The 18,053-nt window shown below is 71.5% G+C and carries 15 protein-coding genes and 1 pseudogene; 7 read left to right on the top strand and 9 right to left on the bottom strand.

The annotated features are described in order from the left end of the window. The 4 genes and pseudogenes from ABCR83_RS24855 to ABCR83_RS24840 form a co-directional block, all read right to left on the bottom strand. The coding region (locus tag ABCR83_RS24855; RefSeq protein WP_462697397.1) for an ATP-binding cassette domain-containing protein at positions 1–239 on the bottom strand (239 nt) is incomplete at its 3' end. Between the two features lie 22 nt (positions 240–261). After that, a complete protein-coding gene (locus ABCR83_RS24850) occupies positions 262–1,974 on the bottom strand; it encodes an ABC transporter permease (protein WP_462697396.1) in 1,713 nt (570 codons plus the stop codon). Positions 1,975–2,185: 211 nt separating this feature from the next. Continuing rightward, positions 2,186–3,196, bottom strand: a pseudogene (locus ABCR83_RS24845) (chitinase); the annotation flags it as partial. Between the two features lie 204 nt (positions 3,197–3,400). Further along, a complete protein-coding gene (locus tag ABCR83_RS24840; protein WP_462697401.1) occupies positions 3,401–3,793 on the bottom strand; it encodes a rodlin in 393 nt (130 codons plus the stop codon). Between the two features lie 319 nt (positions 3,794–4,112). Between ABCR83_RS24840 and ABCR83_RS24835 the strand changes: the two genes are divergently transcribed. Continuing rightward, positions 4,113–4,427, top strand: coding sequence for a putative quinol monooxygenase (locus ABCR83_RS24835; RefSeq protein WP_462697395.1), 315 nt, complete (start codon positions 4,113–4,115; stop codon positions 4,425–4,427). 291 nt (positions 4,428–4,718) lie between these two features. Continuing rightward, entirely contained in the window at positions 4,719–5,735 is a 1,017-nt protein-coding gene (locus ABCR83_RS24830; protein WP_462697394.1) for an isopenicillin N synthase family dioxygenase, read from the top strand. A 102-nt stretch (positions 5,736–5,837) separates the two neighbouring features. On the opposite strand, the gene ABCR83_RS24825 is transcribed toward ABCR83_RS24830, so the two are convergent. Continuing rightward, positions 5,838–7,052: an MFS transporter gene (locus tag ABCR83_RS24825; RefSeq protein ID WP_462697393.1), complete on the bottom strand. Its 1,215-nt coding sequence runs from the start codon at positions 7,050–7,052 to the stop codon at positions 5,838–5,840. Positions 7,053–7,153: 101 nt separating this feature from the next. On the opposite strand from ABCR83_RS24825, the gene ABCR83_RS24820 reads away from it, so the two are divergent. Continuing rightward, positions 7,154–8,077: a LysR family transcriptional regulator gene (locus ABCR83_RS24820; RefSeq protein WP_462697392.1), complete on the top strand. Its 924-nt coding sequence runs from the start codon at positions 7,154–7,156 to the stop codon at positions 8,075–8,077. A 117-nt stretch (positions 8,078–8,194) separates the two neighbouring features. On the opposite strand, the gene ABCR83_RS24815 is transcribed toward ABCR83_RS24820, so the two are convergent. Next, positions 8,195–9,529: an FtsW/RodA/SpoVE family cell cycle protein gene (locus tag ABCR83_RS24815; RefSeq protein WP_462697391.1), complete on the bottom strand. Its 1,335-nt coding sequence runs from the start codon at positions 9,527–9,529 to the stop codon at positions 8,195–8,197. A 654-nt stretch (positions 9,530–10,183) separates the two neighbouring features. Here ABCR83_RS24815 and ABCR83_RS24810 point away from each other — a divergent pair. Then, positions 10,184–11,257, top strand: coding sequence for a S1 family peptidase (locus ABCR83_RS24810; RefSeq protein WP_462697390.1), 1,074 nt, complete (start codon positions 10,184–10,186; stop codon positions 11,255–11,257). A 139-nt stretch (positions 11,258–11,396) separates the two neighbouring features. Further along, complete coding sequence (locus ABCR83_RS24805) at positions 11,397–12,251, top strand: phosphotransferase family protein (protein ID WP_462697388.1); 855 nt, start codon at positions 11,397–11,399, stop codon at positions 12,249–12,251. Between the two features lie 172 nt (positions 12,252–12,423). Here ABCR83_RS24805 and ABCR83_RS24800 read toward each other — a convergent pair whose 3' ends face one another. Together ABCR83_RS24800 and ABCR83_RS24795 are read right to left on the bottom strand one after the other, a co-directional pair. Further along, positions 12,424–13,158: a TetR/AcrR family transcriptional regulator C-terminal domain-containing protein gene (locus ABCR83_RS24800; RefSeq protein ID WP_462697387.1), complete on the bottom strand. Its 735-nt coding sequence runs from the start codon at positions 13,156–13,158 to the stop codon at positions 12,424–12,426. A 64-nt stretch (positions 13,159–13,222) separates the two neighbouring features. Further along, positions 13,223–14,734, bottom strand: coding sequence for a mannosyltransferase family protein (locus tag ABCR83_RS24795; RefSeq protein WP_462697386.1), 1,512 nt, complete (start codon positions 14,732–14,734; stop codon positions 13,223–13,225). Between the two features lie 215 nt (positions 14,735–14,949). Here ABCR83_RS24795 and ABCR83_RS24790 point away from each other — a divergent pair, with 215 nt between their 5' ends. Next, positions 14,950–15,501 carry a hypothetical protein gene (locus ABCR83_RS24790; RefSeq protein ID WP_462697385.1) on the top strand — a complete coding sequence of 184 codons (552 nt, stop codon included), beginning with the start codon at positions 14,950–14,952 and terminating at the stop codon, positions 15,499–15,501. Here ABCR83_RS24790 and ABCR83_RS24785 read toward each other — a convergent pair whose 3' ends face one another. After that, positions 15,502–16,197 (bottom strand): TetR/AcrR family transcriptional regulator, encoded by a 696-nt coding sequence (locus tag ABCR83_RS24785; protein WP_462697384.1) that lies wholly within the window; start codon positions 16,195–16,197, stop codon positions 15,502–15,504. It lies immediately after the preceding gene. Positions 16,198–16,302: 105 nt separating this feature from the next. On the opposite strand from ABCR83_RS24785, the gene ABCR83_RS24780 reads away from it, so the two are divergent. Further along, entirely contained in the window at positions 16,303–17,862 is a 1,560-nt protein-coding gene (locus ABCR83_RS24780; protein ID WP_462697383.1) for an MFS transporter, read from the top strand. Positions 17,863–18,053: the final 191 nt, after the last annotated feature.

Genomic DNA, 18,053 nt, shown 5'->3' with positions numbered 1-18,053 from the left:
AGTCCGGCCAGACAGCGCAGCAGGGTGGACTTGCCGGAGCCGGAGCGGCCGAGCACGGCGACTATCTCCCCGGCACGCACCCGCAGGTCCACCCCGGCGAGGACGGGCAGTTCGCCGTCGGCGCCCGCATAGGACTTGGTCAGCCCGTCCGCGGCGAGCAGCACCTCGCCGTCCCGGGGCGGCGGGGCCTCGGCCGTCGCGCGGGCGGCACGCAGCTTGCGGAGGGCGCTCAGCACCATGTGGGGGCTCCATCGGGGTTGCTCAGAGGGCGTAGCGGGTTTCCGCGAGCCGGTAAAGACGCCGCCACACCAGGCGGTTGACGGTCACCACATACAGGGTCATCACCGCGACCCCGGTGATCAGGCGCGGCAGGTCGCCGTCGGCGGTGGCCCGGGCGATATAGCTGCCGAGGCCGGTGGCGGTGAGCGTGGTGCCGCCGAAGGCGACCACCTCGGAGACGATCGAGGCGTTCCACGCGCCGCCCGACGCGGTGACTCCGCCGGTGACATAGGAGGGCAGGATGCCGGGAACGATCAGGCGCCGCCAGCGCCGGACCCCGCGCACCCCGAGGTCGTCCATCGCCTCCCGCAGATCGGTGGGGATGGCCATGGCGCCGGCGATGGTGTTGAAGAGGATGTACCACTGGGCGCCGAGCGCCATCAGCAGGACGCCGCCGATGTCCAGGGACAGGCCGGTCCGCAGGAAGAGCCAGACGGCCAGCGGGAAGAGGAAGTTGGCCGGAAAGCTCGCCGCCACCTGCACCAGCGGCTGGGCGAAGCGGGTCAGCCGGGGCGAGAAGCCGATCCGCACCCCGACCGGCACCCACACCACCGTGGCCACCACCACGACCACCGTGACCCGGGCGAGGGTGGCCAGGCCCAGCAGCAGGGGCTCCCCGAAGATCCCCGGCCCGTTCCGCAGATACACATAGCGGCCCAGGTCGAGGAGTCCCCACAGGATCAGGGCGCCCGCGGCCGCCGCGAAGACGGCGTCGCCCGCGCGCCGCCGCCGCGCGTCCACGGCCAGCGGGCGGTCGTCGCGTCCGAAGACCCGGCCCGCCCTGGCGAGCGAGTGCCCCACGGGCCGCAGCGCCCGGCCCGGCAGCCGGGACAGGCCCGAGCGGCGCAGCAGTTGGAGAACGTAGGAGCGCTGCACCTCGCTCGCCTCGGCCTGTTCGTTCTTGAACTTCTCCGCCCAGGCCGTGAGCGGCCGCCAGAACAGGAAGTTCACCCCGACGACCAGGACGGCCATGGTGAGGATCGCCCAGCCGACCCGGCCCAGGTCGCCGTCGATGACGGCGGCCCCCGCGTAGGAGCCGACACCGGGCAGTGCGCGGCCCGTACCGCCGACGCTGATCGCCTCGGAGGCGACCAGGAAGAACCAGCCGCCGCCGAAGCTCATCATCCCGTTCCAGACCAGGCCGATGGCCCCGGAGGGCAGCTCCACCTTCCAGAAGCGCATCCACCGGGTGAAGCCGAACGAGCGGGAGAGCTCGTCGAGTTCACGGGGGAGCGAGATGAGCGACTGGTAGAGGCCGAAGGCCATGTTCCAGGCCTGCGAGGTGAAGATCGCGAAGATGGACGCACACTCCAGACCGAGCGTGGAGCCGGGCAGCAGTGCGGTGAAACCGGTCACCGCGACGGTGAGGAAGCCGAGCACCGGAACCGACTGGAGAATGTCCAGGGCGGGGATCAGGATCCGTTCCAGGCGGCGGCTGCGGGCCGCGGCACAGGCATAGCCGAGGGCGAAGACGGTGGACGCGGCGAGCGCGGCGAACATCCGCAGCAGGCTGCGCAGCGCGTCGTAGGGCAACCGCGCCGGATCGGTGCCGGCCTGCACCGCCTGGCCCGTTGCGAACCGGATGGTGGTGCCCTGGCCCAGGTGGAGGGCCAGATGGAACAGCACCAGGACGGCCGCGGCGGCCGCCACTTCCACCCCGAGGCGTGGCCCCGGGCGGCTCGTCCGGAACGGCATCACTAAAGACCTCCGGCCCCCAGGGGGCACGATGCTGCCGCCCGGCCGTGCTCGGTGATGCGGTTCGATGGGTGGTTGTCGGTGTGGGCGGCCCCACCGTGGGCCGCGCCGCGAGAAGTCTGCCGCTTGCTGCACTTATCCGCAAATAACCGTCCGGGGCGGCGGCCGTCGCCGCCCCGGACGGCGAGAGGTGTCAGCGGCCGCGGGCCGTGCCCGTGGTGAACGGCGCAAAGGTGTGGCTGAAGTACCAGGTGTCCTGGGCGATACCGGAGCAGGTGTCGGAGCCCTTGGTTCCGGGGCAGCCGCCGTTGTCGCGCTGGAGCGCCCAGAAGGAGAGGGTGTTGATGCCCTTGGCGACGGCCCAGTCGTAGACCTTGACCGCGTCCTGGGTGGTGAAGGTCTCCGCGGGACCGTAGTCGTCGATGCCGGGCATTTCGGTGATGCCGGTCATGGCCCACAGCTCGGCGGAGGTCTTCGCCGGGTACAGCTGCGCCAGTTGGCCGTGCAGGCCTTCGGCGGCGGTTATGGTGTCGGCGGCCATGTCGTGCTGAGCGCCGTTGTAGTAGTCAAACGTCATGATGTTGACCACATCGACCCGGGCGCCGTTGGCGACCGCGCTGCGCAGCACGGCGAGTCCGCTGTCGGCCAGGCCCGTGGTGGTCGTCGGCAGGGTGTACGAGAACTGTACGGTGCGGCCGGTGCTCGCCGCCCAGTCCTGCACCTGCTTGATCGCCTGGTTGCGGCGGTCCACTCCGGCGCTGTTGGTGAGGGAGTTGTCCTCGATGTCCAGGTCGAGGCGGGTCACATCATAGGTGGTGATGACGTTCTCATAGGCGGCGGCTATCTGATTGACGTCCGTACAGCTGTCGGCGATCTCGGTACCGCCGTTGTCCGCGGCATAGCCGCCGAAGGACGGGATGACATCGCCGCCGTTGGACCGGATCGTCGCAATGTCGCTGCCGAACACCGATGATGCGACGGGCTTGTTGGTGTCGCCGTTCCAGTACGGAGTACAGGAACCCCGCGCCTGGGTCTGGAGGAAGGCCATCGTCAGGTGCTTCGCCCCCGACTGGGCGGACAGGGCGGCCGGGCTGTCCGGGCCATAGGTCTCAAAGTAGGGCGCGAAGACCCGCGGTGGCAGCGGTGTCGCGGCGGTGGCCGTCCCGCCGCCGCCCAGCGCGAGCCCCGCGCTCGCGGCCAGCGTGGTCAGGGCGGTTGCCATGGTGCGCAGCGATATGCGTCGTCTCACGAATGCTCCCGGTGGCTGGGATGTGCACGGGGTGGAGGCGGTTGCGCGGTGAACATAGTTGGCCTGGACCAATGCGGCGTCAAGGGTTCCGGCGCGAAATGCGGGCAGGTAAAAGCCCCCTGTTCCCCAGGTGTTGACCCGGAACAGAGGGCTTTTCGCCGAACCGTCGCCGACCGGTCAGCCGTTGGCCGAGCCGTTGCCCGACAGCACCGGAATCTCGCTGAGGATGTGCGATGCCGGGTCGTCGCCGTTGTCGATCGTGGAGTTGTCGGTGCACTGCTGCTGCTGCTCGGAGCTGAGCACCGGAATGTCCTGGAGGCCGATGTTGAGAAGCGCGATGAGCGACTGGGCGTTGACCTTCCCGATGCCGAGGCACAGCTTGTTGAGCGTGCCCTGGATCAGGCTCATCTGCGGACTCTCCTGGCCACCGGTCGAGGTGTTGCCGTAGCCGGTCTTCGAGCCGTTCGCGTTGGCTACGTCGTCGTCGTTGCCGATCGCCATCGCGGGGGCGGCGACGGCGCCGACCGCGGATGCCGTCAAGACAGCCGTGGTGATTGCCTTCTTGAGCACGTCCATGCCTTTCGATCGAAGAGGTTTCCCGTCGGGAAGCGAACTGAGTAACTCTGACCCTTTTGGGAAGTTCCGGGATTTCACTCATTCGAGCCATTGCCGAATCCGGGCCGCAAGGCGGACGAATGCGGCATGGCCGCCGCATTGTCCGGATGGCGCCCGGAGAGCGGATACGCATGTGAGTGACGGCGCCGAATCGGTGCCGATCCGGCTGGTAGCGTGCGGAATACGGCGGGTTTCTCAGCCGTCGGCCCGCTCGGACGGCGCCCCCACACGACGCGTCCGGGCGGGCTCTTGGCGCGTGGACCGAGGAGGTCACGTGACCGTTGAATACGTCCGTTACCGCATTGCCGACCCGGACCGGCGCAAGGCATTCGAGAAGGCCTATGCCACCGCGGTGGAGCAGCTGTATGCGGCCCCCCAGTGCCTCGGGTACGAGCTGGCGCGCGGCGTGGAGGAACCGGACCGCTACGTCCTGCGGATCGAGTGGTCCTCGGTCGAGGATCATGAGCAGGGCTTCCGCAAGGGCCCGCATTTCCCGCCGTTCCTCGCCGAAATCAGGCCGTATGCGGCCGACATCGAGGAGATGAAGCACTACGAGCGCACGCTGGTGGTGGACAAGCGCCGGGCCTGACGGCGGACGCCGCCCGACCCGGGAGGTTACCGGGTCGTATACCCTCGACGGTGTGAATCTGTTGGTAAAGCGACGCCACGTGGACTATCTGCGCGTCACGAGCATGTCCTGTCGCCCTCACGGCTGACCCTCGCTCCGGCCGTCCGTTGAGCTCTCCGGGCCGGGGCGAACTCTTCGCTTTCCTCTTATCACCCATCGCCCGGCCCCGCCCCGTCCGCACACCCTGCGACGGCGCCGCGGGCCACCCGGCCACCGCCGGGCGCGTCCGGGCCCTCACGCTGTGGACATCTCATGATCAACGAGCTTCCCGTCATCGATCTCTCCGCCGCCGCGGGCGGCCCCGATGCCCGTGCCCGCTTCCATGACGCACTGCACACCGCCGCCCGCGAGGTGGGCTTCTTCCATCTGACGGGCCACGGCATCACCCCCGCCGAGACCGCCGGGCTGATGCGCACCCTCCGGGCCTTCTTCGCCCTGCCGGAAGCCGACCGGCTGGCCATCAGCAATCTCAACTCGCCGCACTTCCGCGGCTACACCCGCATCGGCGACGAGCGCACCGGCGGCAGCCGGGACTGGCGGGACCAGATGGACATAGGCGCCGAACGCGCGCCACGCATCCCCGCCCCCGGCGAGCCCGGCTACTGGTGGCTGGAGGGCCCCAACCAGTGGCCCGCCGCGCTTCCCGAGTTGCGCACCACCGCACTGCACTGGATCGAGCGGCTGAGCTCGGTGGCCCGGCTGCTGCTGCATGAACTGCTCGCCGCGATCGGCGCCCCCGAGGACTTCTATGACGACGCCTTCGCCGACCGCCCGCATCTGCACCTCAAGCTCGTCCGCTACCCCGGCAGCGCCCCCGACGGAGCCGGCCAGGGGGTGGGTGCCCACAAGGACTACGGCTTCCTGACCCTGCTGCTGCAGGACGAGGTCGGCGGGCTCCAAGTGGAGGCCCCCGACGGGTCGTTCCTCGATGTGCCGCCGCTGCCGGGCGCATTTGTGGTCAACCTCGGCGAGCTGCTGGAAGTGGCGACCAACGGCTATCTGAAGGCCACCAATCACCGGGTGGTCAGCCCGCCCGGCAGCCGGGAGCGCTACTCCGTCCCGTTCTTCTACAACCCGCGGCTGGACGCGCGCATCGAGCCCGTTCCCTTCCCGCACGCCCACCACGCCCCCGGCGTCACCCAGGACGCGGCCAACCCGCTGTTCGCCGAGTACGGGCGCAATGAGATCAAGGGCTGGCTGCGGGCGCATCCCGCCGTTGCCCGGCGCCACCACGCCGCTCTGCTGGACGCCCCGGTGGCCACCGGCTGACGCCCGGGGTCGTCTCGTCGTGCCCCGTCCGGCCGGGCCCGGCCCGGAGCAGTTGCCTCTCCTCGAGCCGCGGGGGCGGCAGCTGCTCCCGCGGACCGGAGGTCAGCGCCCGTCCCGGTTCAGCGCCCCCAGGGCCGCGCAGGTCAGCGCCGCCAGCACCGCACCCGCCACGAACAGCACCGGGGTGCCGAAGGTGCCGGACAGCAGGGTGACCACATAGGGCGCGAGCATGCCCAGATAGGCCGTCGTCCAGAACAGCGAGGTGAGCCGGGCCAGCCGGGCCGGCGGGGCGATCGCGGCGACCTCGGTCAGGCCGAAGGCCAGCGCCAGGCCGTAGCCGACACCGAACACGGCCGCCGCGATCAGGGCCGGCACCGGCTGACCGGACGCCGCGGCGGGGACCGCGACGGCGAAACCCACCACGATCACGGCCGGACCGGAGACCGCGGCGGCCGGCCGGTGCCGGGCCACCAGGCGCCGGGCCAGCGGCAGGACGAGCAGCCCCGCACCCGGGACCACGGCGGTGGCGATCCCGGCGTAGACCGTCCGCCAGCCGGTCAGCCCGTGGACCAGGCCGGGCAGGGTGACAAAGCCGATGGTGGGGGCGGCGAAGACCCAGGGGGCCAGGGGCAGCAGGGCGCGCCGGAAGCGCGACCAGTCCACCCCGACGGCCGGTACCGCCGCCGAGGCCGGCCGCACCGGCCGGGTCTCCGGCGCACCGCCGGCCGCCAGCAGGGCCGCCACCGCCAGGACCAGATGCGGCAGGTAGGCGGTCACCATGGGGTGCGGGGCCCACTGGGCGATCAGCGAGGCCACCAGCCCGCCGGAGGCGAAGCCCAGCGAGACGAACAGCCCGGCGCGGCGGGCCGCGGTGCCCGGATCCACGTCCGGGGTGAACGGGGGCGAGGACAGCTCCTTGACCCAGGCGGTTCCCGCGGCCAGCAGTGCCCCCGCGCCCACCCCGGTCAGCACCCGGCCGGGCGCCAGCCACCAGGTGGCGGCCGACCCCGCCATCAGAACGCAGGTGGACAGCAGGTTGACGGCCAGGGCGGTCAGTGCGACCGGGCGGCGGCCGTACCGGTCGGCCAGTGGACCGCCGATCAGCAGGCCGGGTATCAGCCCGGCCACATACACCGCCACCAGACCGGTGGCGGCCGACTCGGTCAGGCCGAGCTCGGACCGGTAGGCGCCGAGCAGCGAGGAGAACTGGTTGGCGCTCCACCCGGACGCGGTCATCATCCAGGCCGCCCGCAGCCCGAAGCGGGGACCGGACCGGGGGAGCGTGGACAGGGTGCTCTGTTGGGCCGTTGTGCTCATGACGGCAGTTGTACGAGGCACCGGCCCGCCCGGACTGCCCGCGTTCACGACTTGTGAACGCGGCCACGGCCCGCTTCCCGGGCGTGTTTAGGCTGGATGCCATGGATCTCCGTCTGCTGTCGTCCTTCCTCGCGGTGGTCGAGGAAGAGCACTTCGGCCGGGCCGCGGCGCGGCTCTTCCTCTCCCCGCCCGCCGTCACCCAGCACATCCGGCGGCTGGAGAGTGAACTGGGCACCCGCCTGCTCAACCGCAACCCGGTCTCCCCCACGCCCGCCGGGGAGCGGCTGGCCGGTCACGCCCGTACGCTGCTCGCCGCCGCCAATGCCGCGCTGGACGATCTGGCGGAGGTCGCGGCGGCCCGCCCCGACACCCCGAGGCCGTTGCGGGTCGGCATCATGGGCCATGGCTCGGCGGAGCTCACCCCCGCCGCGATCAACGCCTTCCGGCGCGCCCGCCCGGAAGTCCCGGTCGAGGTGCGGCAGCTCGACTACACCGAGCACATCAGCGCGCTGCTCGGGGACCGGGTGGATGTCGCGTTCGTCCGGCCCGCCCCCGACGACGAGCGCATCACCACCGATGTGCTCACCACCGAGCAGCGCATCGTCGCGGTGCCGGAGACCTCCCCGCTCGCCGACGCCCGCCGGGCCGGAGCACACCTGGCCGATGTCGCCGACCTGCCGTACGTCCGGGTGCCGCACCACACGCCCCGTGTCTTCACCGACTACCTCTACTTCGGCAACGAGGTGGGGCGCCGCGGCCCCGACTTCGCGCTGACCCCGCAGGACGTACTCACCGGCGTGGTCACCGGGCGGGCGGCCGGTTCCGGGCTGAAGTCCTTCGCGCGCTACTACGCCTGGCCCGGCGCGGTCTTCGTGCCGGTGCTGGACGCCCCCTGGGAGAGCAGCTACCTGGCCGTCCGGGCGGCCGACCGGGACCCCGAGGTCAGGATCTTCCGCGCCCTGGCGCTGGCGCTGGCCCGGGAGCTGGGGCCGCGCATCGGGGAGTCCCCGCTCACCGACCGGTGACCCCGCACCGGTCACCGGGCCGAGCCGCACCGGGTCGCCGAAATCCGGCTTCGCGAGATCGAGGGACGCGACGGCGGCCGGACCCGATGGGGTCGGCCGCCGGTGCTGAGGGTGCGGTCAGGGCCGTATCAGCTGGGTGGCCTGCTCGTCCGTGTTGGGGGCCGGCCCCGGATCGGGACGCCGCGCGGAATCGCTGATCTTGATCAGCAGTCCGATGAGCACCCAGGTGGCGACCTGGGAGGAACCGCCCGAGGCGAGGAAGGGCAGGGCCTTGCCGGTGAGCGGAATCAGCCCGGTGACACCGCCGGCGACCACAAAGACCTGGAGGGCCAGGGCGCTTGACAGTCCGGTGGCCAGCAGCTTGCCGAAGGCGTCACGGGCGTCCAGCCCCGCCCGCAGGCCCCGCTCGACGAGCAGCGCGTACAGCACCAGGACGGCCATCATGCCCGCCAGCCCGAGCTCCTCGCCGACCGTGGTGAGGATGAAGTCGCTGCGCCCGGCGAACTTGATGAGGTCGGAGTGTCCTTTGCCCAGGCCGGTGCCCATCACGCCGCCGCTGCCGAAGCTGAACAGCGCCTCGGCGGCCTGGTTGGACTTCATCTGCGGTGGCGGGGGATTGTTGTAGATGGACATCGGGTGCAGCCAGGCGAAGACCCGGCCCTTCACATGCGGCTCGAAGGAGCCCACCACTCCCGCCCCGACGGCGAACATGAGCACCCCCGACAGCGCCCAGCTGCCGCGTTCGGTGGCGGCGTAGAGCATGATCACGAACAGCCCGAAGAAGATCAGAGCGGTACCGAGGTCCCGCTCGAAGATGAGGACGAACAGGCTCAGCACCCAGACCGCCGCGATCGGGCCGAACTGGCGGCCGCGCGGCAGGTAGAAGCCCATCACCCGCCGACTGGCCAGCGCGAGCGCGTCCTTGTGCATCGTCAGATAGCCCGCGAAGAACACCGCGATGCCGATCTTGACAAACTCCCCGGGCTGGAAGGACAGCGCCCCCAGTTTGAGCCACCGCTTGGCGCCGTAGGAGTCCTCACCGAAGAACACCGGGGCGATCAGCAGCACCAGGGCGCCGAACACCATGAGGTATGTATAGCGCTGGAGATGGCGGTGATCCTTGAGCAGTACCAGGATGCCGATGCAGACGGCGAGGCCGATGGCACTCCACATCAGCTGGTTGGACTCGTTGGGGGCGGCGTGCCACCGGGCGGCGTAGGAGATGTCGAGCCGGTGGATCAGCACCAGGCCCAGGCCGCTCAGTCCGACGGCGATCGGCAGGATCAAGGGGTCGGCATGCGGCGCGAACTTGCGCACCCCCAGATGTGCCAGCCCCGCGACCGCCGCGAACCCGAGACCGTACCCGACCAGTGACCCCGACACCTTGCCGTCCACGGCCAGTCCCACGCAGGCATAGCCGAACAAGGTGAGCACCACCGCGAATCCCAGCATCAACAGCTCCGGATTGCGCCCCCTCCCCGGAACCCTCTGTGCCATCCGGGCCGCGGCCCGTCCTCCCACACCCATGTATCCCTCGGTCTTCCTCTGAGCCGTCGTCCGGCCAACCTTGCGCCCGGGAGCTGCCGCGATGCGGCCGGTACCCGACTGAAAGAGGTCCAGGACCCCCGAAAGGTTGCACGCCCGCGCAACTGTAGAGGCAGCGAGGACGTGCGCCGCCGCCGGGCTGCCCGCTGCCCCGCCGAACGCTCCGGCCGACGGTAGCCTCCGGTGGTCCGGCGGCCGACGGGCAGGGTCCCGTCCCGGCCATTTATGCCGGAACATCCCATGCGGGCGGCGCCTGCCGGAGGTCTGTGCCGCGGGCTTGCGCGGGCTCGGGACCTCCGCCGTTGAAGTGCCGTGCGCACTGCGCACATTGACGTCCGCTTATCGGCGGGGTACGGGTGGTGCGGACGGGGTGTCGATTTCTTGCTGATCCCTTCTGTGCGGCCGGGTGCGGTCTTGTGCGCCGGCTCGTCCGGTCGGGATACTCGTCCGGCGATTTGGCATGAACGCGACGCCTTGGTGAGGTCGCGCCCCTGCCGTCGCGTCCTCCGGGCCCGGCCGCGGACCCCGCGCCGGGCACACCCCCCATCGCAGGAGGCACGAGTGAAACCAGCACGGATACCCAGGCGGCGGGCGGCCCTGGCCGGGGCCGGCGCCGTGATCCTGGCGGCCACCACCCTCGGCATGCAGAGCGCCAACGCGGGCCCCTCGCCGCTCCCGGCGACCCTGACACCGGCTCAGGCCGGGCGGCTCGCCCACACGATAGACGCCCGCCTGGGATCGGACACCGCAGGCTCGTACTACGACGCCAAGGCCAAGAAGCTGGTCGTCAACGTCCTCGACCAGCGGACCGCGGACCGGGTGCGCCAAGCCGGGGCCGAGCCGAGGACGGTACGGCACTCGGCGGCCGAACTCGCCTCGGCCAGACGGGAGCTCGCCGCCAAGGCCACCATCCCGGGCACCGCCTGGTCGGTCGACCCCAAGACCAACAAGGTCTCCGTCACCGCCGACAGCACGGTCCGCGGCGCCAAGCTGGACCGGCTGAACAAGGTCGTCGCGTCCCTCGGCGACAAGGTCACCGTCAAGCACACGGCGGGCACGTTCCGGCCGAACATCGCGGGCGGCGACGCCATCTGGGCACCCACCGCGCGCTGTTCGCTGGGCTTCAACGTCACCAAGGGCGGACAGCCGTACTTCATCACCGCGGGCCACTGCGGCAACATCTCCAACACCTGGTCGGACAGCCAGGGCGGTAGCGAGATAGGCCAGACGGAGAGCTCCACCTTCCCGGGCCATGACTACGCCCTGGTGCGCTACACCAGCAACATCGACCACCCCAGCGCCGTGGACCTCTACAACGGCAGCCTGCAGAACATCAGCAGGGCCGCCGAGGCCACCGTCGGCGAGCAGGTGCAGCGCAGCGGCAGCACCACCCAGGTCCACGGCGGCTCGGTCACCGGCCTCAACGCCACCGTCAACTACCAAGAGGGCACGGTCACCGGGATGATAGACACCTCCGTCTGCGCCGAGCCGGGCGACAGCGGCGGTCCCCTCTTCGACAACGACGCCGCGATCGGCATCACCTCCGGCGGCAGCGGCGACTGCACCAACGGCGGAGAAACCTTCTTCCAGCCGGTCACCGACGCCCTCCAGGCGTTCGGAGCCACCATCCCCTGACGCACCCGCGCAGGTGTGGCCCCCGGACAGACCCCTTCCGTGTCTTCCGGGGGCCGCTTTTCCGTTGCCCGGGTTTTCCGTTGCCCGGGCCGCGGATATTCGCTCGCGAGCCCTCCGGGCACCTGACACGATCACCTGCATGCCGCAGACCACACCGCCGTCCGCCGCCCTCGTCCGCCGCCTGGCCCATGCGGCACTGGGCGGCGAACACCCGCCCGACGTCCGGCCCGTCGACGAGGGCGGCGAGCACTCCACCTGGTGGGCCGGTACCCACCGGATAGTGCGGTTCGCCCTGGACGAGGCCGGTGCGCGCCGCCAGCGCCGGGAGATCGCGCTGCGCGAGCTGGTCCGCCCACACCTCGGCGTCGAGGTGCCGGCGAGCATCGCGACCGGCGAGTGGGCAAGCGGACTCACCTTCACCGTCGACACCCGCCTGCCCGGCGAATCCGGCGAGCACCGGCCGGTCACCGCGGCCGGTGCGGCGGACCTGGCCCGGCTGCTGGCCGGGCTGCGCTCGGTGCCCACGGCCGAGGCGGCCGCCCTCGGCCTGCCCCGGTGCGAACCCCGCTCCCTGACCGACCTGCGCGACACCGCCCGGGCGGCGGCCGAACGGCTCGCCGCCGACGGCGAGTTCGACGGGGCGCCGCTCCCCGGGCCCACCCCGCCGGGCGCGGAACGCGTCCTGGTGCACGGCGACCTCAAGGGCGAGCACCTGATGGTGGACGCCGAGGGCCGGGTGCTCGGGGTGCTCGACTGGACGGACGCGATGATCGGCGATCCCGCCGAGGACGTCGCCGGACTCGCCATCTCCATCGGCGCCCCGGCCGCCGCACGCGTCGCGTCCGCCGCCGGATACGACCGCGATACGGGCACCTGCGGCATCGCCCTCGCCCGCCTCGACACCCTGCTGCGCCTCGCCGACCGGCTGTACGGCTCGGACGACAGCCCGCTTCCGCTGCTGCGGGCCCAGCTGGCGCGGGCCTGGGAGGCGTGACCGGCCGGTCCGGCCGGGGTCGGATCGAGCATCGAAGCGGCGATGGGCCTGCGCTGGGTGATCAGCGCGAACGGCGCGATGGGCAGCGGCTGTTCCGGGGGCCCCGGCCGCACGGGACGGCGCGGCCGTCGGCGGGCGCTGACGGGCCGCGCCCCGGACCCTGCACCGCGGATTACCGGCTGATCTGCGCCCCGGGACGGCGCGGCTCTTCCGCGAAGCCCTTCAGCAGCCCCCGCAACCCCAGTTCGAAGCGTTCGTCCAGCCCCCGCTCGGTCAGCGCCTCGCGGATGGCGACGAGGTTCGGATAGGCGTCGTCGCTGAGGTCGGCGAGCGCCTCCCGCATCGCGCCCAGGCGGGTTTCGCCGCTCTCACCGGGGCCGAAGGCGGTCTCCTGGCCGACGAAGCCGACGACGTAGTAGAGCAGCAGCAGATAGCCGTATCCGGCCGTCCGGTCGTCGAATCCGGCGCGGCGCAGCGTGCCGACCACATGGTCGGCGAGCCGCAGGCCGTTCGGGCCGAGGAAGGGCCGGCCGGAGAGCAGCGGCACGGCGGCGGCATGGGCGAGCATCGCCCGGCGCAGGCCACGTGCCACCTCCGCGAGCCGCGGTGACCAGTCGGCGGGTCCGTCCGGCTCCGGGAGCGGGCACTCGCCCACGATCGCGTCCGCGATCAGGTCGAAGAGCTCCTCCTTGTGCTGGACGTGCCAGTAGAGCGAGGGGTTCTTGACGTCCAGCGCGGTGGCCAGCCGGCGCATGCTGAATGCCTCGTACCCGTGTTCCGCCAGCAGATCGAGCGAGGCGCGCACGATCTCGCCGCGGCTCAGCCGGGGTTCTGTCCTCGTCTCGTCCCGGGAGGCGCGGCGGCGTGGCCGCGGGGGCAGCGGGCCGTCGGCGGCTCGGTCTGTCATGCGTTTCCTCACATCCCCCTCGGCTGCGCGTCCGGGCACAACCTAGCACCGCACGGGAGGGGGCTCAGCCGGCCCACCGGCCCGAGGTGAAGACCAGGGTGAGGACGGTCATCAACGGCGCGGCCACGCAGAGATAGGCGTACTTCAGCCATGGCCGCCGCATGCTCCAGACCGCGAGGCTGATCCACAGCGGCCACCACAGCAGCGAGGCCCGGGGGACGGACATGTACCAGTAGGAGGTGCCCAGCGCCCACAGATTGAGGGCGATGTAGACGGCTTCCGGCCATTGGCGCCGGGCGACGAGCACGGCCAGCAGCAGCACGCCGATCACCATGGCGAGCAGCTCGGCCTGGAACATCGCGGCATGGCCGGTGGTCTGGGCATGGCCGAAGGCCCCGTCCCAGGTGTTGCGCCAGGCCTCCCACGGAGTGTGGAACTGCCGGTACCAGCCCCGCTCCTGCGCGTGCTGCCAGGCCATCCAGTCACCGGTGCCCGCCTTGAGATACCAGGCGTAGGCCAGAGCGGGCACCGCCGGAAGCGCGAGCCAGGGAGCCGAACGCCAGGGGCCGCGCTCGCGGTCGATGGCTGGTGCCGCGCCAGCCGGGGTTTGCCCCGTCGCGACGCCCGGCACGCGCCCCCAAGCTCTCGGCTTCTTCCCCAAGCTCTCGGCTTCGCTCGAGCAGGGGATACCCCATTGAGCAGGGAGGTACCCCCTTCGCCGCACCGGCCGAAAGCCCAAGTACGTCCAAGTACGTCCAGTACGAGCCTTCCGGCCGGCACGCCGAGAGCACGCACCGGACGCCGCTCCCTTTGGGGCAAACCCCGGCTGGCGCGACACCAGGAACTGCACGACCAGTGCCGCCGCGAGGAAGAGGCCGCTGATTCTGACCGAGGTGGCGAGCGCGGCCAGGGTGGCCGCGAGGGGCCAGTTGCCCCGCTTGGCGGCGAGCCAGGCGGGCAGGGCGCAGGCCAGGAAGAGAGACTCGGTGTAACCGGCGGCCAGGAACACTGCACAGGGCGACACCAGCAGGAAGAGCGCCGCGCGCGGTCCCACCTGCTCCTGGGGGAAGTGCAGCCGGGCGATCCGCGCGAGCGCCGACACGGCCACCGCGCCCGCGGCGAACGAGATCAGCAGGCCGGCCAGGGTCCAGCTGGGGACCACGAAGTGGACGGCCCGCAAGGTCAGCGAGAGGCCGGGGAAGAACGCCTCGCGGTTGTCGGGCCGGGCCGAGCCGACGGCTCCGTCCCCGCCGAAGTAGCCGTGCTCGGCTATGCGCCGGAAGAAGTCCCAGTCCCAGCGGTCCCACAGGGAGAGGAAGGAGGGCGCGTGCTTGGCGTCGGGGTCCGAGGTGAACAGCCAGGCGGTGCAGTAGGCGGTGATCCACACACCGATCCGGGTCAGCACATACAGACCCAGCACCGCCCGGTCGGAGGCGCTCAGCGAGAAGGACCGGGGGAACGCGGGACGGAGGGAGGGCGACCGCCGCCGTGCGGCATGCGGGCCGTCCGATGCCGCGGCGGTCTTGGAGGCGCGCTGGGCCTGTGACGGTGCTTGCGGTATCGGTATGTCGGCCATGCGGTGGTGCCCTCTCGGCGTGCGAGTTCAACAATTCGGACGCCACAGCACATCACAGACATCAAGCGGTTCCCAAAGCGGTTGTCAATCGGCGGTAAAGAAATACGGCGGTCACCCACTGTTCATCGAACTGCTCTCCATCGATGCCGCGTTCAGTGGTGTCATGCTCATGATGCTCGGAATCGGCTCCGGGCCCGACGCGGGGAGAGTCCTTCTTGACTCCGAAATCCATACGTCCGCAGCGCCGCCGTCTCACCGCCGCGGCGGCATCGCTCGTGCTGGCAACGGCCGGTCTGGTGGCGGCCACCGGCACCACGGCACACGCCGCACCCCTCAAGTCGAAGTGCAGTCAGTCCTATCTGCCGCTGCCCGACCCATCGTGCCAGCCCGGCGCATACAACCCCGATGTCACCCAGGACACCATCGACGACACCATCTGCGTGCCCGGCTGGACCAAGACCGTCCGCCCGCCGGTCTCCTACACCAACCGGCTGAAGAAGCAGCAGATCGCCGAGTACGGCTACAGCGACAAGAACATGTCGGACTACGAGGAGGACCACCTGGTCCCGCTCGAACTGGGCGGCGCGCCCAAGGACCCGAAGAACCTGTGGCCGGAGCCCCGCTACGGTGACCAGCCCGCCCAGGACAAGGACAAGATCGAGAACAAGCTCAAGGTCGCCGTCTGTGGCGGCCGGGTGACCCTCGACGCCGCGCGCAGCGCCATCGCCACCGACTGGACCACCGCCCTGGACAAGCTCGGCATCTGATCACCCCCGGGCCCGGTTCCTCAGCGGCTCCAGGCCGTCGAGCAGCCGGGCCAGGCCGAACGCGAAGCGGCTGTCCATGCTCGGCCCGGCGATCTCTCCGGCCAGCTCCACGAGATGGGGGTAGCGGTCGGCGGGCAGGGCGGCCAGCTGTTCCCGCGCCTCGGCGACCGCCTCCTGGGGCGACGCCCCGAGCTCCTCGGCGGCGGACATCGGCACGGCTTCCTGGATGACGAAGCCCTGCACCCAAGTGGCCAGCGCATAGGCTGCGTTGGCCGCGTCGGGCCCGCTGAAGCCGGCCCGGCGCAGCAGGCTCAGCAGCCGCTCCATCGGGGCCAGCGTGCGCGGGCCGGGAGCGAAGCGGCCGGCCAGCACCCGGACTGCGCTCCGGTGGGCCAGCAGATGGGCCCGGAGCCGGTGGCTCGCCTCGGTGACGCTCTCCCGCCATTCCCCGGCGTCCGGCTCCCCGGCGACCGGGCGCAGGTCGAAACCGTCCCACAGGGCGTCGCCGGCGAGGTCCAGCAGCTCTTCCTTGTTCTGTACGTGCCAGTACAACGATGCCGCCTGTACCCCGACCTCGGCGGCGAGCTTGCGCATGGACAGCCCCTTGGGGCCCTCCCGCTCCAGCAGCCGCAGGGTCGCATCGGCCAGTTCTTCCCTGGTCAGGCCGGTTCGTCCGGTCGTCTGCCGAGCCGCCATGGCACCGCCTCTCCGATCGCCGTCCACCATGCCGCTTGCAATCTAACACCGTTAGTTGGAAGCTAACGTCGTTAGGGATTCGTCTAACGTTGTTAGGGGAGTGGTGTGGAGACATACTCACCGGGCCGCAAACGGCTCGTTCTGCTGACCCTGTGCTCAGGGCTGTTCATGGCGATGCTCGACAACCTGGTGGTGGGCACCGCCCTCCCGGACATCGGCCGGAGGCTGCATGCGGGAACATCCGGACTGCAGTGGGTGGTCGAGGCGTACAGCCTGGTCTACGCGGCGCTGCTGCTGACCGGCGGCGCACTCGGCGACCGCTGGGGGCGGCGCCCGGTCTACCTCGCCGGACTGGGGCTGTTCACCGCCGGGTCCGTGCTGTGCGCACTGGCCGGGGGCATGGGCTCGCTGATCGCCGGACGGGGCGTCCAGGGGGTAGGCGCCGCGCTGCTCACCCCGGGCTCGCTGTCCATCCTGCGGCATGTCTTCACCGACGAACGCGAGCGGGCCAAGGCGATCGGCATCTGGAGCGGCGTCTCCGGCTCCGGGCTGGCCATCGGCCCGGCGCTCGGCGGCCCGCTGGTCGACCACTTCGGCTGGGCCAGTGTGTTCTGGATCAATGTGCCGGTCGGCCTGGCCGGACTGGCCCTGGCCACACGGGTGTTGCCGCGGATGCCCAGGAGCGGGTCGCGACCCGACCCGGCCGGGCAGCTCACCGTCGTGCTGGGGCTCGCCGCGCTGGTGTACACCCTGATCGAAGGGCCGGTGCGCGGCTGGGGCGACCCACTGGTGCTGGGCGGCGGTGCAGCGGCGGCCCTCCTGCTGCTCGCCTTCACCGTGGTCGAACTGCGCGTGTCCACGCCCATGCTGGACCTGCGGCTGCTGACCCACCGGGTCACCGGCACCGCCGCCTGGGCCGGATTCACCGCCAGCTTCGGGTTCTTCGGCCTCGGGGTCTTCCTCAACCTCCATCTCCAGTACGTCCTCGGCCTCACCCCCAGCGAGGCGGGCTGGGCCATGCTGCCCGCCACTCTGGTCACCATGGCCACCGCCATCGGAGCCGGGCGGCTGTGCGCCGCCTTCGGCCCGCGGGTGCCGCTCGCCACCGGACTGACGCTGCTCGGCGCCGGCCTCGCGCTCTTCGCGTGCTACGGGCCCGGTGCGCGCTATGCGCAGTTCGGCTGGCTCATGCCCGTCATCGGCGCCGGGCTCGGCCTGACCTTCGCGCCCATCTCGATCGCGGTCATGGGCGCGGTACCGGCGGCCAGGGCAGGCATGGCGTCGGCCACCGTCAATATGTTCCGCGAGGTCGGCGGGGTGGCCGGGGTCGCCGTGATGGGCGTGGTGCTCACCACGCGGTTCGGCGCGGCACTGCGCGAACGGCTGCCATCGGGCAGCGGTGTGGACGCCGGTGCGCTGGCGCACTCCGTCACGGCCGGTGGCGGTCGTGGACTCGACCGGGGTGGCAGCGTGCCGTCGCCGGTCGGGCACGCGGTCACCGGTGCCTTTGTCACCGGGCTGCACCTGGCGATGCTGGTGGGGGCGGGGGCGCTGGCCGCCATGGCGGTGGCGGTGCTGTTGCTGATGCGCTCGCCGCGGGGCGGCGACCCGGCCGCCTCCGCGAACGTGCCGGCCGCGCCCGGCGCGGCGGCGCACCGCGGATAGGCCCGGGCCGGGCCGGTCCGCTCAGCCGAGCGTCGTCGGCGGCGGTGCGGGCGACGACACCGAGCGGTGGCCCGGCCGTCGGGAACGCCCAATGCGGACCGCAGCCGGTCCCCGAACGGCGGCCGGAACCACATGCGTTCACCCTTTCCCGCGCCTGTTCCCGGAGCACGTGCGATTTCCCGTGCGGAAGG

This window comes from Streptomyces xingningensis (assembly GCF_054957865.1).
This window is presented reverse-complemented; position numbering and strand designations above follow the sequence as displayed.